This window comes from Liquorilactobacillus mali (assembly GCF_001437155.1).
GTDB lineage: Bacteria > Bacillota > Bacilli > Lactobacillales > Lactobacillaceae > Liquorilactobacillus > Liquorilactobacillus mali_A.
Genome location: NZ_JQAR01000002.1, coordinates 168,606 through 187,908 on the forward strand (window position 1 = coordinate 168,606; position 19,303 = coordinate 187,908).

At 37.0% G+C, this 19,303-nt stretch carries 16 protein-coding genes; 10 read left to right on the forward strand and 6 right to left on the reverse strand.

The features are described from left to right. The first annotated feature begins 315 nt into the window (after positions 1-315). Positions 316-1,221, forward strand: a complete 906-nt coding sequence (locus IV36_RS01835; protein ID WP_056990506.1) for a phosphatase PAP2 family protein — start codon at positions 316-318, stop codon at positions 1,219-1,221. A gap of 189 nt (positions 1,222-1,410) precedes the next feature. Here IV36_RS01835 and IV36_RS01840 read toward each other — a convergent pair whose 3' ends face one another. Then, a complete protein-coding gene (locus tag IV36_RS01840; RefSeq protein ID WP_056990507.1) occupies positions 1,411-2,223 on the reverse strand; it encodes a Cof-type HAD-IIB family hydrolase in 813 nt (270 codons plus the stop codon). 122 nt (positions 2,224-2,345) lie between these two features. Here IV36_RS01840 and IV36_RS01845 point away from each other — a divergent pair, with 122 nt between their 5' ends. The 4 genes from IV36_RS01845 to IV36_RS01860 are packed head-to-tail and all read left to right on the forward strand — an operon-like array spanning position 2,346 to position 5,841. Continuing rightward, the gene (locus IV36_RS01845) at positions 2,346-3,101 is read left to right on the forward strand and encodes an alpha/beta fold hydrolase (protein ID WP_056990508.1); all 756 of its coding nucleotides are present in this window, start codon (positions 2,346-2,348) and stop codon (positions 3,099-3,101) included. A gap of 21 nt (positions 3,102-3,122) precedes the next feature. Beyond that, positions 3,123-3,443, forward strand: a complete 321-nt coding sequence (locus IV36_RS01850) for a metal-sulfur cluster assembly factor (protein WP_056990509.1) — start codon at positions 3,123-3,125, stop codon at positions 3,441-3,443. 21 nt (positions 3,444-3,464) lie between these two features. Further along, positions 3,465-4,445, forward strand: coding sequence for an ABC transporter permease (locus tag IV36_RS01855; protein WP_056990510.1), 981 nt, complete (start codon positions 3,465-3,467; stop codon positions 4,443-4,445). 4 nt (positions 4,446-4,449) lie between these two features. Then, on the forward strand, positions 4,450-5,841 hold the full coding sequence (locus tag IV36_RS01860) for an RsmB/NOP family class I SAM-dependent RNA methyltransferase (RefSeq protein WP_056990511.1): 1,392 nt from the start codon (positions 4,450-4,452) through the stop codon (positions 5,839-5,841). 250 nt (positions 5,842-6,091) lie between these two features. Here the strand turns inward: IV36_RS01860 and IV36_RS01865 are convergent, their stop codons facing one another. The 5 genes from IV36_RS01865 to mvk form a co-directional block, all read right to left on the reverse strand. Beyond that, positions 6,092-7,174, reverse strand: coding sequence for a 2,3-butanediol dehydrogenase (locus IV36_RS01865; RefSeq protein WP_056990512.1), 1,083 nt, complete (start codon positions 7,172-7,174; stop codon positions 6,092-6,094). Between the two features lie 1,088 nt (positions 7,175-8,262). Beyond that, a complete protein-coding gene (gene fni, locus IV36_RS01870) occupies positions 8,263-9,291 on the reverse strand; it encodes a type 2 isopentenyl-diphosphate Delta-isomerase (protein ID WP_056990513.1) in 1,029 nt (342 codons plus the stop codon). A gap of 19 nt (positions 9,292-9,310) precedes the next feature. Further along, the gene (locus IV36_RS01875) at positions 9,311-10,384 is read right to left on the reverse strand and encodes a phosphomevalonate kinase (RefSeq protein ID WP_056990514.1); all 1,074 of its coding nucleotides are present in this window, start codon (positions 10,382-10,384) and stop codon (positions 9,311-9,313) included. A gap of 25 nt (positions 10,385-10,409) precedes the next feature. Beyond that, positions 10,410-11,378 carry a diphosphomevalonate decarboxylase gene (mvaD, locus tag IV36_RS01880; protein ID WP_056990515.1) on the reverse strand — a complete coding sequence of 323 codons (969 nt, stop codon included), beginning with the start codon at positions 11,376-11,378 and terminating at the stop codon, positions 10,410-10,412. After that, on the reverse strand, positions 11,378-12,340 hold the full coding sequence (gene mvk / locus IV36_RS01885; RefSeq protein ID WP_056990544.1) for a mevalonate kinase: 963 nt from the start codon (positions 12,338-12,340) through the stop codon (positions 11,378-11,380). The genes mvaD and mvk overlap by 1 nt, the downstream gene beginning before the upstream one ends. A gap of 243 nt (positions 12,341-12,583) precedes the next feature. Between mvk and IV36_RS01890 the strand changes: the two genes are divergently transcribed. The 5 genes from IV36_RS01890 (at position 12,584) to IV36_RS01910 (ending at position 19,299) form a co-directional block, all read left to right on the forward strand. After that, positions 12,584-15,385 (forward strand): helicase C-terminal domain-containing protein, encoded by a 2,802-nt coding sequence (locus tag IV36_RS01890; protein WP_056990516.1) that lies wholly within the window; start codon positions 12,584-12,586, stop codon positions 15,383-15,385. Between the two features lie 91 nt (positions 15,386-15,476). Further along, positions 15,477-15,971, forward strand: a complete 495-nt coding sequence (locus IV36_RS01895; protein WP_056990517.1) for a cell wall elongation regulator TseB-like domain-containing protein — start codon at positions 15,477-15,479, stop codon at positions 15,969-15,971. 19 nt (positions 15,972-15,990) lie between these two features. Continuing rightward, positions 15,991-17,172 carry a pyridoxal phosphate-dependent aminotransferase gene (locus IV36_RS01900; RefSeq protein WP_056990518.1) on the forward strand — a complete coding sequence of 394 codons (1,182 nt, stop codon included), beginning with the start codon at positions 15,991-15,993 and terminating at the stop codon, positions 17,170-17,172. Positions 17,173-17,185: 13 nt separating this feature from the next. Beyond that, a complete protein-coding gene (asnS, locus tag IV36_RS01905; protein ID WP_056990519.1) occupies positions 17,186-18,487 on the forward strand; it encodes an asparagine--tRNA ligase in 1,302 nt (433 codons plus the stop codon). Between the two features lie 83 nt (positions 18,488-18,570). Then, positions 18,571-19,299 (forward strand): DnaD domain protein, encoded by a 729-nt coding sequence (locus IV36_RS01910; protein ID WP_056990520.1) that lies wholly within the window; start codon positions 18,571-18,573, stop codon positions 19,297-19,299. Positions 19,300-19,303 lie beyond the last annotated feature (4 nt).

Sequence of the window (19,303 nt, forward strand, 5' to 3'; positions counted from 1 at the left end):
AGCACTAGTTCGATTGTTTAGAATATCAGCGGGAAATAAATAGTATACATTTATACAAAAATAATAATAAGCAAGTTTGGCATAGAGGAGCCAGGTCAAAAGTTAACTTTTGACTTGGCCCTCTTATTTATTTCAAATAAATAAGTTCCATAAGTTAATTTTAAAAAGTGGAAATTCATCGTTTTGAATGAACTTAACAAGATTAAAAAAATTATACTGTAAACGTTTTAATTTATTATTTTACATAACAAATAACAAATTGTGACAGGATATTTACATTAGTACGGTAGACTCTAAGTTGAGGGAGATGATGTAATGGAATATAGTGCTAAGAAAAAATTATTTTTAGTTTTAGCGATTATTTGTGTAATTTTACTTCTTATTGCAAGTTTTGGCGATTTGGCAATCAGTAATACAATAATAAATTACAATAGTATTTTTGGAACGATTTTTCAAACATTTGGAGAATTTCCAGTTTATTGTATTTTTGTTTTATGTGGTGAGATTGCGATGGCATATGCTTTGAGACATCTTGACGAAATGTTGTTTTCAAGTGTTCTATTTATTGGAGGTCTCAGTCTTTCATTATGGCAGTTGAAACAGTATCTTAATGAGATTGAAAGTTATGCTTTATCTGCACTCAGCAATATTCATTCAGGTAAAGATATGGGGTTAGCAAATAGTGATGCTGCAACAGCAAAACTTTCAGTAGGAATTGCTATTGCCTTGTGGTTGGTTGTCTACATAATCATCACGGCTTTAATTCAATATTGGATGGCCAAGAAGGATAATACACAGCTTACCCGTTACTTGATTGTAGCTGTTTTTGCATCATTGACAGTTTGGTTTGCCTTAGAGGTCAACCTGACTTTGAAGGATGCTTGGGGTCGTGTTCGTCCTTACGAACTGAGCGCTTCTCAAAAGGAATTTACACCTTGGTTCCATCCAAATGGTGTTAATGGACATAAGTCTTTCCCTTCAGGTCATACAATGGCAGGAACGTTGTGTATTGTATTTTCTTGGTTTGCAACACAGCCGAAGTGGCATAAACGTCTTTGGGTCACAGGAATTGTCTATGGAATCTTACTCGGGGTATCGCGTGTAATCATCGGAGCTCATTTTCTTTCTGATGTAACATTCTCGTTCTTCCTAACTGCAACAATCATTTTTGTTATGCGTGAATTGTATGATCGTCTTTTGAGTGATGATTTAAAAATGTAGTTTAAGCAGCATTAGAAAAAACTTGATTTAGTAAAAGCAGTGGTTTTTATCTTAATTCTAAAAAAATAAAAGGAATGGGGCAAAATTTAGATTTTGCCCCATTCTGTTTATTTATTTCCAGATAAGTGTACATCCCATAAGTCAAAATTTTAGTGATTTATGAAACACTATTTGTTTATTTTGAATTAATTATTCGGCTAAACCAAGATATTTTTCAAGATAATTTGCTAAACCATCTTGTGTGTTATCGAATTCAGTTACATCATTACTGATTTTTTTAAGTGCATCTGTTCCATTCTTCATAACAACACCCCAGCCAGCATAATCGATCATCTCGTAGTCGTTATGTTCATCGCCAAATGCGACAATATTTTTACGGTCAATATTATAAGTATTAGCTAGAAGTCGAACTCCTTTTTCTTTAGTGATGCCCTTAGGAGCTAGCTCTAAAATTGGGTTTGCGCCACCCCATACACCAACCTCAATGTAGTCACCATAATTTTTCTTCAGTTCAGAGATGATTTTTTCTTTAGCGTTTTCCTCGACCAAAAGTGTAACAGAAGCTGGATCAGTTGCCAGATTATCCTCGTTTAGAAGCTGTTGTGTACTTAACGAAGTAGGGAAGAATCCATCGGTTACAGGATTAACACTGTCTGCCAGCATCATTGTTTTTGCTTCGGCTGCAATTAATTTAATTCCCAAGTTTTCTTTATTTTTTAATAAATCAAAAGCAATCTCGCGTGAAAAAGTATCTTGATATTCTTTACCCCAACTTCTGTAAGGAATGTGGCCAAGTGCACCATTGAAATTAATCATGGGTGTTTTTATTTGCAGTTCGTCGTAGTATTTTTTTGAGATACGATATGGTCGGCCAGTGACAATTGAGACAATGTGTCCAGCCTTACATACTTTTTGCAGAACACTGATAGTTTTTGAACTAATAAGTGAATCTGCATTCAGCGTTGTTCCGTCTAAATCTAATGCAATTAGTTTTTGTTCCAAATTAACACCTCATTCATGAAAACTCGTAGAATTTAAGATACCATAAAAACACTAATTTTACTAGAGTTTGGTATAAGCAACGGTGTATAATTGGTACATAATTATATGGAGGCGATAGCACGATGATGATTGTTGAACCAAAAAGCATCAAAAATATTCCTGTTCTAGAGGTTGTTTTAGCTGATAGGAAAGAGGATAGTCTACCGCTGGTAATTTTCTATCATGGTTGGACTGGTTGCAAGGAGCGTGTCTTAACGCAAGGATATGAAATCGCAAAGAGGGGATTTCGTGTTGTTTTACCAGATGCCCTTTATCATGGTGAACGAGAAGTAGATGGCCCCGCAGAAAACCATCAGTTACAATTCTGGCAAATAATTGCGAACTCTGTTAAGGAATTTCCAACTTTGATTAGTTTTTACAAAAAGGAATTTGGCATAAAGGATAACAAAATAGGGGTTAGCGGATTGTCAATGGGAGGGATCACCACCTGTGCTCTGTTGAGTATTTATTCGGAGATAACTGCCGCGGTATGTCTGATGGGCTCGCCGCGTCCTGTAGAATTTGCAAAGACCTTGTTGGACAGGATTCCAGGAGTTCAAGATGCAGATCCCGCATATGTTGAAAAAGAACTTGAACAATTATCAATTATTGATTTGTCCATGAATCCACAAAAAATTGCTGGAAGGCCTGTACATTTCTGGCATGCAACTGGGGATCGAATGGTTCCTTATAAGCCAACTAAGGAATTTTATGATAGGATTAAAGATCATTCGTATGCTGAAAATGTTAGTTTTACCACCACTCAAGGTGGCAGCCATAAAGTTTCTCAAGCAACAACCGTAGAAATGGCAGAAAAGTTTTATGAATATTTTAACTAAACTTAAAGCGGGGGATACAGCATGACTAGTAGAAATGTTGAAGATGTAAAAGATGAGATTATTGAAAAGTTAGAAAATGTAATTGATCCTGAATTGGGTGTGGATATTGTGAATTTGGGCTTGATTTACGAGATAGACCTTGACTCAGCTGGTTCATGTGAAATAAAAATGACACTGACAACGATGGGGTGTCCGTTAACCGATGTTTTGGCTGAAATGATTGAGCGTGAACTCCAGCCAATTGCTGAAGTTAAACAAGTAAATATTAATTTTGTGTGGGAGCCAGCATGGACGATTGACAAGATGACAAGGTATGCCAAGATGGCTTTGGGGATTCACTAAAAAGGCTAGGAGACAAAATAATTGTTAACTAAAAGACTGTTCTTACTTTTATATACCGCTGTGTTTGCCATAGCAAGTGTGTTTCTTTTTGTAAAAATTCAACAGAAAAGTTTAATAATTCAATTGGATAATCATAATTTGTCTGCCGCTGCATATCATGTTACCTTGAGTAAAAAAGAGACAATTTGGGATGTTACGCAGACAATTAAAAAAAGTAAAAATATCAAAAATGTGCAAATCCATTTTCAGGATAAAAAAAATAAACACCTAACTTATTTTTACGGTACCGGTTCTTTTGGCGTTCCACCAATGATTAATGGTAACTTTTTTGGTACTGGAACTTTTGACTCTGAGGTTGAAGTAGCAGTTGTTGGAAAGAATTATGAGAAGAAGCTGTATGAACCAAAAGACCAAGAATATTTAAAAATCGATAACAAGTATGTGCCTGTATTAGGCGTTATGGGTGACAAGTATTCATCTCAATTGGATAAGCAGATTTTTATAGCGTTAAGTATTGAAAAGAGCAAACGTTTGATTGCCAATAACTATCGGATAATAGTTGATGGGAAAAAGGCATTAGACAAAAATATGTTGAAGTCTGTATTAGGAGCCAAGAAAGTTGAACATTTGGCACAGAGACACTTTTTGATCAATCAAGATTCATGGATACTAGATCATTTTCAAGAGTTGTTAATGTTGTTTGCACTGTTCGGGTTGCTCGTATTTGGGGTAATCGTTTGGATAGTAAGCAATAAGAGACGGTATCGTAATCTTCTGGATCAGGGGAAAGAACCTCTGCAACTGTTATTTGAAGAGTGGGAGTTCTTTGCTCTTCTATCAGGTTTAGGAACAGTTTTTGGTGTGATGGCTGGTATGTTTATTACTGAATTGACTAACTATATCCCATTACTGATCTATAATACAAGCAGTTTTATTCTGATAAACATCATATATATCCTGCTATTAAGAAGAAGAGTAATAAGTATGAATAGGGGTCAGTGATTTAATGAAGTTTCCAGTGGATTTTAAAGAAAAATATACGAACCTTCTAGGTGAGGATGCACCTGCTTTTTTCGAAGGGTTGCAAACTGAACCTGTTAAGGCATTTCGTGTCAATCCGTTAAAAGAAAATTATGAAAACATTGATTACGCGCTTGATCGTCCAGTACCTTACGTACCAACTGGATTCTATGGAAGTGTTAGTGGTAAGTCGTTGGATCATCAGACAGGGTATGTTTATAGTCAAGAACCCAGTGCCATGTATGTAGCAGAAGTTGGGGATATCCAACCAGGTGAGGTTATTTTGGATTTATGCGCGGCACCTGGCGGCAAGTCAACCCAAATTGCAACAAAATTAGCTGGTCAAGGCTTACTCGTTTCAAATGAGATCAACAGAAAAAGAGCAGGTATTCTTGCTGAGAATATTGAGCGTATTGGCGCAACAAATGTTGTGATTTTAAATGAGAGCCCACAAGCGTTGGCACAAAAAATAACAAATTATTTTGACAAGATTTTTGTTGACGCACCATGTTCAGGTGAAGGAATGTTTAGAAAAGATCCAGATGCAATTAAATATTGGCATAAGGATTATCCAGCTGAATGTGCAGCAAGACAAAGAGAAATCTTGATTGAAACAATGAAGATGCTTAAACCGGGTGGTCAGTTAATTTATTCGACTTGTACCTTTGCGCCTGAGGAAGATGAGCAAATTATTGAGTGGCTTATGGAAAATTATGAGTTAGAACTGGTTCCTGTGAAGAAGTATGCTGGAATGGATTCGGGTTTTCCGAGATTTGCTGCTGATAATATGAAGATGGTAAAAGCGGTTAGACTGTTCCCTCATCATTTTAAGGGTGAAGGACACTTCATAGCTAGGCTTCAAGATAAGAGAGAGCCAATTAGCAATGGTGGTGGCAATGACAGCAAGAAAAATAGAAAAAAGAAAAAGGTAACCTCAGTATTTAGAAACCTTAGCAAAGAAGAAGAGAAACTATGGAAAGATTTTGAAAAAGAAGTCTTCAATCGGCAACTGTTTAATGCAGATAGTCTGAGGTGCTGGGGGGATCAACTTTTCTATTATTCAAATAAGTGGCCCAATATTGAAGAATTAAAATTTGTAAAACCAGGATTTCAGGTTGGTGTATTTAAGAAAAAAAGATTTGAACCGGCATATGGACTTGCTTTGGCAATCAAGAGTTCAGATGTCTTAAGAATTATAGATGTGACAAAAACTGAATGGGCAGAGTATGTATCTGGAAATATAATTTCACTGGTTGATACGCAGCTAAAAAAAGGTTGGTATGTTCTACGCTGCGATGGGAAACTCTTTGCTTTTGCTAAATTGGTCAATGGGACTTTAAAGAATTTCTTCCCAAAGGGATTACGTTTTACGGTTTGATGAAGGAAAACTTCTTCATACATATTCATTAGAAATCAATAAAAGTAGGAGCCGGATCAAAAGTTATATTCTGATCCAGCTCCTTTTTTTATTTTGTATAAACGTGTTTTTCATAAGTCAAAATTGTGAATTACTCGTAATCTCACGTTAGTACTCAAATTTCATCGACTTATGTCTTTTTTAGATCACTTGTTGTGTTTCTAATTATGCATTTAAAGGTTGATAGAAAAAGTTAATTTAGCATCCAAGATTAATTGGAAAACGATGATTCTGGTGAAACCAAGATTTTAACTTGTTCTTTTTCAGACGACAATGCTTTAATCCCTTGTTCAACGACTTCGCTTAAAGGAATCTTTTTTGTTACTAACTTTTCGAATAACTCACGATGATTATTCAACATTCCTAAAACTTCTGGATAGGAGTTATTATAACAAAGAGTGGTTATAATATCGATACCCTGCATAATAACATCATTTGTCATATCCACCTTAAGCGGTTTCCCAAAAAGGGCAACAATCTGCAATGTGCCGGTTCTCTTTGTTAGCTGTAATGCACTTTCAAATGTGGCTTGAACACCTGCAGCTTCGAAGGAAACATCAACACCATTTGGACATTCTTTTCGAACTTCTTCTAATACATCTACTTTACTGGGATTCAAAATACGTTTAAGCCCTAATTCCTTTGCTTTGTTCAAGCGATCTTGTGAAACATCAATTACAAAGACACGATTTGCTCCTGCAAGCTTTGCTAAAATTGCTGTCAACAAACCGATTGGTCCTGCGCCCTCAACAGCAACATCTTCTCCAGCACGTAAGCCACTCTTCTTGATCGCCTCAAACACTACAGCAGTTGGTTCGGCAAGTGCCCCCAGTTCAAAAGGCATTTCCTCTGGCATTTTATGTGCAAAAAATGAGTCTACATTAGCATATTCAGCGAAGCCTCCATTATCTGAAAAGCCTAGAAAGTTTCCGGCACCATCTTTTGCAACTGCGTTATTACAAAAATTATAAAATCCTTTGCGACAGTTTTCACACTTACCACATGCTATCAGTGGTTCCACCGCAATTGCATCGCCAACTTTCAGGTCAGTAACATCGCTTCCGACCTTAACTATTTCTCCAGCAAACTCATGGCCTAATGTAATCGGAACTGTCTTTCCAGTTAACGGGTGTGCGACAGTAGGAAGACCCCAGCCTTCAAGATATGCATGCAGGTCACTTCCGCAGATTCCGCAATACTTAACCTTGATCTGAACCTGGTTTTTCTTAGGTTCAGTAATGTTAACATCTTCTAACCGAACATCTTTTTTCCCATAAATCCTTGCCGCTTTCATAACTAAGACTTCCTAACTTTAATATTTTTGATCATTAGCAAGCGCTTTCGTAAGCGCTTGCTAATGATAGTATAAGATAAAATAAATTATTTTTCAATAGGTTTAATAGTTGAAGTAGTCATAATTTAAATTGGTAAAAGAAAAGATGATGATTTAAAATAGTTGATAATTTTAAACTAATGCCTATAAGAGGAGCAAGCAACAATTCTCTGCTTGCTCCTTTTTGCATTTTATATACATAATTGTTTTGAATTAGGAGGGTAGTTATGAAATTTGGCGAACGTCTTAAAAGGGCATAAACAGAAATGAGTTTAACTCAAGGTCAGGTTGCTGGGGATTTTTTATTACTAGGTAAGCTATTTCTAGTTGGGAAAATGAAAAAACTTATTCTGATATTTCCAGCTTGATTAAGTTGATAACGACTAGCGTATTTCACTAGATACATTATTAAAGGAGAATACAGGGATGTGTGAATATTTGGAGAAAAAGGGGTTATCATGGAAATTCGGCCATTTATCGTAATCTCATATTTATTGATTTACTGTTGTGTTCGTTGATGATTGGTGATGAATTTGATTTAATACACTTGGGGACATTCATATTTCAAATTCTTTTTTGGTAATGTTTAGCGCATCTTCGCCGAACAGGTTAAGAGGTTTTGATAATTCGCGTTTTCTTGGATTAAAATACGAACGGCAAAAATATTTATCTGGAGATAAAGGATTAAAATATGATTTATTGCGTCATCCTTATTTATAGCTGTAGGAATTATTGCTTTTTTTTAAAGAGCTATATGTTGGAGGAGGAGCTATGTCTTTTGGATTTATAATTTTGTTTTCTGTTTTAACTAGAGAAAAATGTTTGTAAATTCATGTGAAATTATAAAATCATATTATAAATATTTTTAATAAATTATTAGGGCCACGATACAGTAAAAGAGTGTAACATAAGCCGAAAATTTTGAGTATTAATATGAGATTAGACCGAAAATTTTACTCTATTTATAGGACAATTAGGATATTTTTACACGGAATAAAGAGAGGGGATGTCTCAAAATATAACTTTTGAAGCATCCCCATATTTGTTAATTAATTTAATTGTTTTTTAAAGTTCAATAAATCGCTAGAAAGAATTAATGGAACTTGTCGAAGTTCACTAATATTATGACAACCAAGAATAGTCATAATAGCCTTGACTTGATGTTTTAAATCCTCAATTTGTTTAACTAGACCAGCAACATCTTCCTTTAGAACGGTGTGTAGGAATAATCCAGAGATTCCTACATTGTCTGCACCTAAACAGAGACATTTGACAATATCCATTGCGTTACGGATACCACCAGAAGCCGTAAAGGAAAAATCATTTTTATATAACTGAGCAGCAATTAGACTTTCAGCTATATTCATACCAAAATCGTCTAAACTATCGAAATTTTCAGTATGAAGCCTCTGATTTTCAATTCGGGCAAAGTTAGTGCCACCCCAACCGGATAAGTCTATGTATCTCACATTTATCTTTTTTAATTTGCCTAGAGTAGCAGGGGAGATGCCAAAGCCGACCTCCTTTACGATTACGGGAACATCAAGATTAGCTACAATCTGAGCAATTTTATCACGCCAGTAAAAATCTCGATCTCCTTCAGGCATGATGATCTCTTGGATTGCATTGAGGTGTATTTCCAACGCATCGGCAGAAATCATCTTGATTGCTTTTTTTGCAGAATGCAAATCATTACCTGCGCCTAAATTGCCTATAACAAATCCATTAGGCATAGACTTTCTGACAACTTGAAAGCTGGCACTTGTATCAGGAAACTTAATAGCGATGCTTTGAGATCCTGTTGCCATTGCGATTCCTGTTTTATTCGCCGCGAGGGCTAATTTCTTGTTTAGTTTCGTAGTGGAAGGACTTCCGCCAGACATTGCATTGATAAAAAAGGGAATAGCAGCCTTTTTGCCTGCAATGGTGGTAGAATAGTCAACTTCTTCAACTGCAATTTCCGGCAAATTATTAGGGAGTATCCGGATTTGATCAAGCCCATTATCACTTTGGATATTGAATTGTTTTTCTGCAATAAAAACATGTTCGTCTTTACGATGTGCGTGTCTTTGATCCAAAATACTCCTCCTTTACAAGTTAGTCACTAATTTGGTGCACATGAAGATTTAATGGATTAATGCCGATCTTTCTCCAGTTATTAGTTAATAATTGTGTATCATATCTTTTATTTATTACAACAATTCCGCAATCACCACCACCAGCACCAGATGTTTTTGCGGCACCTTTAGCTTTCTCGGCAGTTTCACATAACTGGTGAAGAAGAGGTGTCTCAATCTCAACATTACTCAGTCGACCAAGTTCTTGCAACAATTCACGATTTCTGCGAATTTCTTTCTGAATCACTTCGATACTACGATTATGAAAGCCTTCAATCATATTTAGGAGACAGTTCTTACTTGAATTCAAGAACTCTTGATAAGATGACCGTTTCTCAGCTTTCTTTAGTCCAACGGCATCAACTAAATGTGACGTTGATGCCGGTGAACCTGTCCAGCCTATCAATAATTCTAGGTTCTCAGGTGGCGTCAATAATTCAACGTTTAGTTGAGGCCATTCAATTGAGAGCAGTTTTTTTAAACTAAAAGTATTTCTTGCGCTTTTAAGCCAATCACGATCAAAAGAACGATATGCAATCCAGCCACCGTAAACACTAGCTGCGATATCACCCAACGACCCATTTCCTTGAATATCAAGATGTGCAATAGCCGCCAATTTAAAGAGGGTGTTATTTGCGATTGGTAGGTCATAAAAATGGCAGAGAGCCTTGACCGTTGCCACGGTGACGGCGGCTGAACTTCCCAAACCATATTTTTTTCCATCAGGACTATCAAGGTCACTATCAATACTTAGGTGATAGCACTTCATAGTCTTATTTAAAGACTGAGCATATGATTCTGTCAGACGGATTGCAGATAAAATGTAATGGAATGGATTATCACGATTATCGAATATCATATTGTTTCCATCACGTTTCCAATATAATGGTGTTTCTTTGTATTGTTGAGAATTAATTGTTCCATAGTCATCACTTTCTTCAACTGTGACTGTTACGAATTGATTAAGTGCAACTAATATAGCAGGAAATCCAGTTTCAACGACAGCATATTCACCTGCAATATAAAGCTTTCCAGGAGCTTTAACGGTTATCAAAAAATCATGTCCCTTCGACAATAAGTTAAATTAAGTGCGCAGCAGGTCCAGGTCCAGCTACAAGCACTTTTTCTTGACCAAAACTGTCTGAGAGAGTGTCTGCAATCACTTTAACATCCTTTTTCAGACAGATGACTTTTACATTTGGTCCAGCATCTAAAGTATAATAACAGGATACACCTTCTAAACGCAACTTTTCCACGATTTGCATGGCTTTTATTGAATTCGGTTCAAGATAACTAAAATGAGGATGAGCACTCATATTCAGTGCATGCATCTTCATTGCATTTTCTTCAGCAATTTCACCAAAAGTTTCAAAGTCTCTTTTTACTATAGCCTGTTTGATATTTTTAAGATCTTTAGCTGCAGTTTGGACCCAAGCCGGATAGTAAGGCGACGTTTCAACGACACGTTTCATACCATCTCTGCTAGAAATTTTTTTGTAATCTGCATTGATTACCAGAGCAACCATCGTAATTTCAAAATTATTGGGCATCTCAATTGGATATGCAAATGAAGTTTGATCATCAGTACCTTCCTGCCATTCGACCAAACCGCCGTAAATGGAGCGGCATGCCGAACCAGAACCGCGTCTTGCTAAACGTGAAAGTTCTTTTTTATCTAAGTTCAATCCCGCGGCTTTGCTTGCAGCCAGTGCTAAAGCTGCATAAGCCGAGGCTGAGGAGGCCAGTCCTGCTGTAGAAGGCACATGGTTTTGTGAAATAACTTTTGCTTTTATATTAATCTTGGCTTTTTTTCGAACAATATCGAGAAATTTGCTGACCTTATCGCCATTTTCTCTAGAGCCATCAAGCAAAAACAAATCATCTTTAAGTTGCTCATCAAATGTAACACTTGTTTCGGTATAGAATCGATCCAGCGTTAAAGAGAGACTGTTATTCATTGGGAGAATTAGTTCTTCATCTTTTTTCCCCCAGTACTTAATTAAGGCAATATTAGTGTGCGCGCGAGCTGTGTAAGTTGTCGCATTCATTAATTAACTTCCTCCGTTACAGTAATTCCTAATGGCTGAATCCAAGTTTGTGTGACACCTTCACGCTTTAGGACATATTCGGCCTTCTGTGCCACTTCTTTGGATGGCATCAAGCAAATGAAACAGCCGCCACGACCACCACCAGTTAACTTGCTGCCAAGAGAACCGAGCTCTTTACTAATGTCAATCAATCTATCCAACTTCTCATCACTGACACCGAGTTTTTTGAGTTGATCATGTGCTCGATTAAAAGTATCCCCTAATCCAGAAATATCGTTGTTATTGAGCTGCTTTTTTGCATCATATGCTAATTTTTCAAGCTTATTCAATAAAACGGATGTTTCAAAAGGCTTTTTTTGGAGCAGATTGCGGACACTAGCAACCGCTTCGCCGGTCCTGCCCTTAATGCCACTATCACAAATCAATAAGCAACCATCAAGATGAATTGGAATTTCTTTTAATTCATGATCCTTGATCATCCAGACTGGTTGATTACTGGCTGATGTAGCTGCATCTAAGCCACTTGGATTGCCGTGCATGTCGATTTCAGAGACATTAGCAAGAGCTAACAACTCTTCTTGTGTAAGCTCTAACCCAAGAAAATTGTAAAGAGCTCTGGTAACTGCAATTGCTGTTGCAGCAGAAGAGCCCATACCACGCTCAGCGGGCAGATCGCTTTTTATGGTCATTGTAAATGAGAGATCCAGTTTATTATTTTTCTTTAAAATTAATAATATTAGGTGTTTTAGTCCCTTCATTGCATTAGGCATTGATGTTAAAGGACCATCAAAATACCGACTTTTTATTGAAGACGGCATATTATAGGTTTGTTCTATTGTGACAGTTGTTTTAACCTCAGACAAAGGTAAGGCAATTGCTGGTTTTCCATAAACAACGGAGTGTTCACCAATCAAAATTATCTTAGCATGGCTTACTCCTTCACTAAAACGGGCATGAAACATAGTCAAAATGCCGCTTCCTTTCTTGCGATAGTATTTATAACGCAGTAAGTTCATAAGTTGTACAAGCAAATAGATTATACATATTTATCATAAATATGACAAATATCTGTAATTAAAAACACAATTAAGGAAAATTTTAATTACTATTACAATATTTTGCAAGATAAATTTCTCTAAAGGGCGTAAAGAATCTGTTTTTGTGCTAAAATTGCGAATAGATTAAGCTAGAAAGTCGGTGGACTAATGCGCTCGACAACCACATATGCAGTTGTTGATATTGAGACAACTGGCACAAGTATGGATGGCAGCAATAGGATGCTGCAGTTCAGTTGTGTTTTTATAAAAAATAAAGAAATAGTTAATACTTTTAATACAATGATTAATCCTGGGATGCCAATTCCCACTGAAGTTCAAAAATTAACAGGTATCAGTGACAAAAATGTCAGGAAAGCACCTTTTTTTGAAGATATGGCAGGTACAATTTATTCTTTACTGCAAGGAACGGTGTTTATTGCGCATAATATCAACTTTGATTATCGTTTCTTAAACGAAGAGTTTTTGCGCTGCGGCTATCCAGAGCTGAATATTCATGGAATTGATACCGTACAGCTGAGTCAAATTGTTCTACCTACCTTACCAAGCTATCGTCTAACATATCTTGGTGAGTATTTCGATATCAGGCATGAACATCCGCACCACGCTGATAGTGATGCTTTTGTTACGGCAAAACTTTTTTTGATGCTGTTAAAGGCAATTGATAATCTGCCAGTTCAGGTCTTGAAAATAATCAATCGTTTTCGTGAAAGTCTCCTTTTTCAAACAGGATCTTGTTTTGATGCTGCTCTTAAAAAAAAGCAAGCGCAGACAAAACAGCTGCCAAGCTATCTTGAAGTTGTTGGTGATCTAGTACTAAGAACGGAAACACTGACAATTGAGAGCATAAGAGAGGGTGGTTATCCGCAAACTCGTGAGAAGAAGGAAAAATTGTTCGGTAAGTTTTTGGAATGGCGACCGACACAATCAGAAATGATGGATGAGGTGTATCGTTTATTAGTACAGCGAAAAGAAAAGCTGCTTATGATTGAGGCACCGACTGGATTAGGTAAGACACTAGGATATTTGATACCTGCTCTATATGCTGCAGTCAAGGGACATCCAAGTGTAGTATCGACAGCAACCACAACTTTACAAATGCAGTTATTAGAACAGACTATTCCACTGCTTAGGCAAATAATGCCTTTTAATTTTACGGTAGCTGTTTTGAAGGGAAGTCATAATTACATAGATTTACAGAAGTTTATTTTGTCTCTGAGCAAGCCGCAGAATAAACCATCGAGGTTATTGCAGCTGCGTATTGTTGTTTGGCTAACGATGACTAAAACTGGTGATTTGAGTGAACTTCATCTGACAAAAATGCAAGATCCGCTTTTTGATGACATAACACATAAAGGACCATTAAGTATTGACAGCGGTAGCGTTTATTACACACATGATTTTGTGTTAAGGCAACAGCTGAAACAGGCAACGGCTGATTTGATAATTACAAATCATTCCTATCTGTTAAATCATGCTGAGGGGCTCGGGAGATTTAAGAAGAAGTCGTTGATTATTGACGAGGCACAGCATTTTGGAAGTATTGCGTTAAAGAGTAACCGTGCAGTCATTGATTTTGATTTGATCAAAATTATCTCAGACACACTTTTAGTTAAAATTGGCTCGCAAAGATCTTTCTCATTCAAGGAGTTGGAACAACAGTATTTTCTGACACCGGCAGAGTCGAAGAAAATTGCAGCACAGATCAGAGTAATCGATAAGAGGGTACCTGTGTTAAGAGAGTTGTTACGCAGTAGATTCCTCCAGAAAGAGAAAAAAGAAAATGGGGAGGATACTTTTAACGAAGTTGCTGTAAAGACAAGTAAGTTCCAGGGATTTGTGAAAGAAAATCTTGCAGATTATCAAAAAGTTGCCAAGGCTAAAGCAAAATTTCAGGTACAGCTACTGCAGTTAAAGACGAAATTTATTGAATTTAAAAATCAAGAAAGATTGGATCGAAATGCGCAAACATTCGTACTGGATTTTCTTGATGGCGGTTTTGAACTTTTAAAAGCATTGGAAAACTGGCATCGATTTGAACTTGATGAACTTGATCAGATAGCTGAGGAAGCAGTAATTAGTCTGCAAATTCCAGTCAAACAAGTCAATGGTCACTTGCGGCTTAGTTTTGGAATCTTTAAGACAAATAACTATCTTTCGCCTTTTGTTTACTCGAAGTTTGAGCATACACTTTTCGTTGGTGCTGCATTAGTTTTGCCTGAAGGGTCAGACTATATGAAAAATCAGCTTGATTTAGCTCCTGAGACACCTGTATTAAGACTTGAAGGCGGTTTTGATTATCAGAAACAGGCATTGGGATTATTAGTTGCCGATGCTCCTGATATCGTCACAGACACTGAACGATACGTTGCATATTTGGGTAAGGTTATTGAGAACATCTTAAGCAATAATAATAAACAGACTATGATTTTGTTTAATTCACTTGAAATGATTTCTAAAGTCTATGAGTATTTACGTCAGTCAGAAGTTTTTGACAAAAGAGTGATTATTGCCCAAGGAATTACCGGCAGCAATGAAAAGATAATCAAGATGTTTGAATTAGGTGACAGTGCGGTCTTGCTTGGTTCAGGTACTTTCTGGGAGGGAATCGATTTGCCTAAAGATCGATTGGAACTTCTGGTTATCACACGATTACCATTTCAACCACCGGATACTTTGGTCAATCGTGCAAAGTATCGGTTAGCACAAAGTCAAGGTCAAAATTCGTTTAATACGATTGCGTTACCAGAGGCAATGTTTCGTTTGAAGCAAGGCCTTGGAAGATTGATTAGAACGAAGGAAGACAGAGGAGTTGTAATTGTCTTAGATAGCCGTGTGGTTTCAAGAAATTACGGTGCCAAGTTGCGAGAGGTCTTTCCCCACGAGATGCCGGTCAGAATTATCGAGTCAACTGAAATTCAGAATTATTTGTTTGATTTTTGGGAAAATTAGAGGCGCTATCTTCAAAAACAAGGGTATTATTGTTATAATAGTACGGATGTTGATAATAATATATTTAATTTAAATGATATGTGAGGTTCTTATGAAGAGGGCAAAAAGTTATCGTAGCGGCGTAAAGAAACTCTTTGCGGTTGCTGTCACAGTGATTTTGCTTTTTGGTGTATTTATCTTCTGGTGGCAGGTACAGGCACCAAGAGAAACCGCTGAAAAGAATGCAGTTAGTTTTGCACGCAAACATGCTGATCTAAAAACAGAAACGGATTTTTATTTATTTAACAGAAAAAAGACTTATTTCACGGTGGCTGGCACAAACTCCAAGAAACAAAAGATTTACGTTATTATTGCCCAGAAGGGCGGGGCTACCAAGATATTACAGCAGAAAAAAGGTATTACTGAAAAAGACGCCATGACTTTGGCGAAAAAAGAAAAGCCCAAAAAGATTCTAAAGGCGACTTTAGGACTCTGGTCTAACAAACCTGTTTGGGAAGTAACATATCTTAACAAGTCAGGAAACCTTTGTTATATTCTGTATGCGTACAAAAATGGCGACATGGTAAAATCTATTCAAAATATTTAGTAGATTGAGGGCATAATTTATGAAAATTTCAAAAAGAGTAATGCAAATCCAACCATCAGCAACACTTGAATTATCTGCCAAGGCAAAGCAAATGAAGTCCGAGGGGATTGATGTTATTAATCTTGGTGTTGGTGAACCTGATTTTAATACACCAAAGAATATTAAGGAATCTGCAATTAAGGCAATTGAGGAAGGAAAATCTGATTTTTATACCCCAGCCACAGGAATCAATGAACTGAAAAAAGCAGTTTGCGCAAGAATTGCGGCTGATTTCGGGGTCAATTATGAGCAGAATCAAGTTGCCGTGACAGTTGGAGGCAAGTTTTCTCTATACGTTTTAGCTCAGACACTGTTGGATGAGGGCGATGAGGTTTTAATCCCCTTGCCTTATTGGGTAAGTTATGGTGAACAGGTAAAACTAGCCGGTGGGGTACCAGTATTTGTCACACCAGAAGATGGTCTGAAGGTAACTGTTGAGGAACTTGAGAACGCAAGAACAGACAAATCACGCATTGTGATTATTAATTCACCTCAGAATCCGTCTGGACTGATTTATACAAAGGATGAACTTGAAGCAATCGGTAATTGGGCTGTTGAGCATGACATTGTAATTATCACTGATGATATGTACGGTAAGCTGATATACAACGGTGAGCATTTTGTATCTTTGATCGAACTTAGTGATGAAATTAGAAAACAGACGATTTTGGTTAGCGGTTTGTCTAAGGCGTATTCAATGACTGGATGGAGAGTTGGCTACACGGTTGCACCCGCAGAGGTAATTAAGAAAATGGGTGCATTGATTGGTCATGCGACAAGTAATCTTGCTGCAGTTAGTCAGTATGCTGCCCTTGAAGCGTTAACAGGCCCGCAAGAAGTAGTTGAAAAGATGCGAGTTGCTTTTGAAGAAAGATTGAATAAGGTTTACCCTGAATTAATTGCATTGCCGGGAGTTACTTTGAAAAACAAGCCGCAAGGTGCATTTTACTTATTCCCTAATGTAAAGGAAACTGTGAAATTGACTGGTTTTGTTTCTACCGATGAGTTTGTGGCAGCATTGTTAGATGAAGCTCATGTGGCAGTAGTTATTGGGAGTGCTTTTGGAATGCCTGACCATGTCAGAATGAGTTACGCTACTGATTTGGCGAGCTTAGAAGAAGCTATTAAGAGAATGAAAGCATTTATTGAAAAACATATGTAGGAGGATTCTTTTGTTGAAAACAATTAGTATTATTGATGCGAAAAATCACGTTGGTGAAGAAGTAAAAATTGGAGTTTGGCTCACAAATAAGAGGTCAAGTGGAAAGATTGCTTTTTTGCAGTTGCGTGATGGGACAGCATTTTTCCAAGGAGTAGTGGTTAAGAACAACGTCAGCGAAGAAGTGTTTGCTCTTGCCAAGGAAGTTAAACAAGAAGAAAGCCTATATGTAACTGGAACTATCCATGAGGATGCACGTTCACCATTTGGTTACGAAATAGAGTTGTCAGGAATTGAAAAAGTCGGTGAAAGTGAGAACTATCCAATCTCACCAAAGAAACATGGTGTTGATTTCTTAATGGATCATCGTCACCTGTGGTTGCGTTCCAAGCGCCAATTTGCAGTAATGAAGATTCGCAATGAAGTAATTAGGGCAACTTATGAGTTTTACAACAAGGAAGGATTTATCAAAATTGATGCACCTATATTGACAGGGTCTGCCCCAGAAGGTACAACAGAACTCTTTCGTACCAAGTATTTTGATAAAGATGCATACCTTTCACAATCAGGACAGCTTTATGAGGAAGCCGGTGCCATGGCTTATGGGAAAGTCTTTTCTTTTGGTCCAACATTTAGAGCTGAAAAATCTAAAACAAGACGCCATTTGATCGAATTTTGGATGGTTGAACCTGAGATGGCTTTTATGCACCAAGAAGAAAGTCTTGAAATTCAAGAGCGGTATATTGCATTCTTGGTTCAAAGTGTAATAGACAATTGTGCATATGAACTTGGAATCTTAGAGCGAGATGTTGATGTTCTCAAAAGGTATACTGAGCTTCCATTTCCAAGAATCTCGTATGATGAAGCAGTGGAATTATTGCAAAAGTCTGGTGAATTTCCTGATGCTGAATGGGGTGAAGATTTTGGTTCACCTGAAGAAACATATTTAGCTGAACATTTTAGTAAACCAGTTTTTGTTTTGAACTATCCTAAAGCAATCAAACCATTCTACATGAAGCCACATCCAACACGCGATGATGTTGTTATAAGTGCTGATTTACTTGCACCTGAAGGTTATGGTGAGATTATTGGCGGCTCTGAAAGAGCAACTGATCTAGAATTCTTAGAGACACAAATCGAAAAGGCTGGACTAAACAAGGATGATTACCAGTGGTATCTAGATTTACGTCGCTATGGAAGTGTACCTCATTCTGGTTTTGGTTTGGGACTTGAACGTGCAATTACGTGGATTACCGGTGAGGAACATATTCGCGAGTCAATTCCATTTCCACGTTTGTTAAACAGAATTTATCCATAAAGAAGTAAGCTAAGGGCAGTTGGGGTAATGTTGTATATTATCTTGACGGCCTTTTATTTAAAAATGAAGAGTGGGGAGTATGAATGGATAAAGCATTCGAAGAATATCTTAAAGCAGGTCAGACAACTATTTCCAATCTTGTCCTTTATAATTATCCAATGCTTGGTTTGAATGAGACCGAGATGATATTAATAATTCAGATAATGAGTGCGACCCAATCAGGTGATTCATTTCCGGAGATAGAACTCATTGCTAAGAGGATGGGCAAAAATGAGGCTGATGTTTATCAGGCAATGCACAGCTTAATCCAGAAAAATGTTATGGAAATAGCTAGTATTCAAGATGAAACCGGAATCAAGCATGATGTCTATCAATTCAAAAAATTATTCGACAAACTAATAATTATGGAACAACAAAAACAAAAGTCTTTGGAGAACAAGGATTTGAAGACTGCTCAGGAAAAGGTCTTTCAAAGTATTGAAGTTGAATTTGGCAGACCATTGTCTCCAATCGAGATTGAAACGGTCAATCTTTGGCTACACAAGGATAATTATTTGCCTGAATTGATTCTGCTGGCCTTGAGAGAGGCAGTGTTAAATCAGGCATACAGCTTGAAATATATTGACCGAATTTTATTAAGTTGGGAAAGGCAAAATATTCGCTCTGCACAGGATGTGCAACGCGAACAGCAAAGGAAAAGAATAAAGACTCAGGATAGTTCATCGAGTCAAAGCAGGATGAAAAGTGACCCAGATAAGCCAAGCATCCCCTTATATCACTGGTCAAATAGTAATAATAAAAAAGAGGAGTAAATAA

Bases quoted from the DNA above. Each gene is read 5' to 3' on its own strand.
- IV36_RS01835 (WP_056990506.1), top strand. From the start codon at position 316: ATGGAATATAGTGCTAAGAAAAAATTATTTTTAGTTTTAGCGATTATT.
- IV36_RS01845 (WP_056990508.1), top strand. From the start codon at position 2,346: ATGATGATTGTTGAACCAAAAAGCATCAAAAATATTCCTGTTCTAGAG.
- IV36_RS01850 (WP_056990509.1), top strand. From the start codon at position 3,123: ATGACTAGTAGAAATGTTGAAGATGTAAAAGATGAGATTATTGAAAAG.
- IV36_RS01860 (WP_056990511.1), top strand. From the start codon at position 4,450: ATGAAGTTTCCAGTGGATTTTAAAGAAAAATATACGAACCTTCTAGGT.
- IV36_RS01865 (WP_056990512.1), bottom strand. From the start codon at position 7,174: ATGAAAGCGGCAAGGATTTATGGGAAAAAAGATGTTCGGTTAGAAGAT.
- mvaD (WP_056990515.1), bottom strand. From the start codon at position 11,378: ATGAATGCGACAACTTACACAGCTCGCGCGCACACTAATATTGCCTTA.
- mvk (WP_056990544.1), bottom strand. From the start codon at position 12,340: ATGTTTCATGCCCGTTTTAGTGAAGGAGTAAGCCATGCTAAGATAATT.
- IV36_RS01890 (WP_056990516.1), top strand. From the start codon at position 12,584: ATGCGCTCGACAACCACATATGCAGTTGTTGATATTGAGACAACTGGC.
- IV36_RS01895 (WP_056990517.1), top strand. From the start codon at position 15,477: ATGAAGAGGGCAAAAAGTTATCGTAGCGGCGTAAAGAAACTCTTTGCG.
- IV36_RS01900 (WP_056990518.1), top strand. From the start codon at position 15,991: ATGAAAATTTCAAAAAGAGTAATGCAAATCCAACCATCAGCAACACTT.
- IV36_RS01910 (WP_056990520.1), top strand. From the start codon at position 18,571: ATGGATAAAGCATTCGAAGAATATCTTAAAGCAGGTCAGACAACTATT.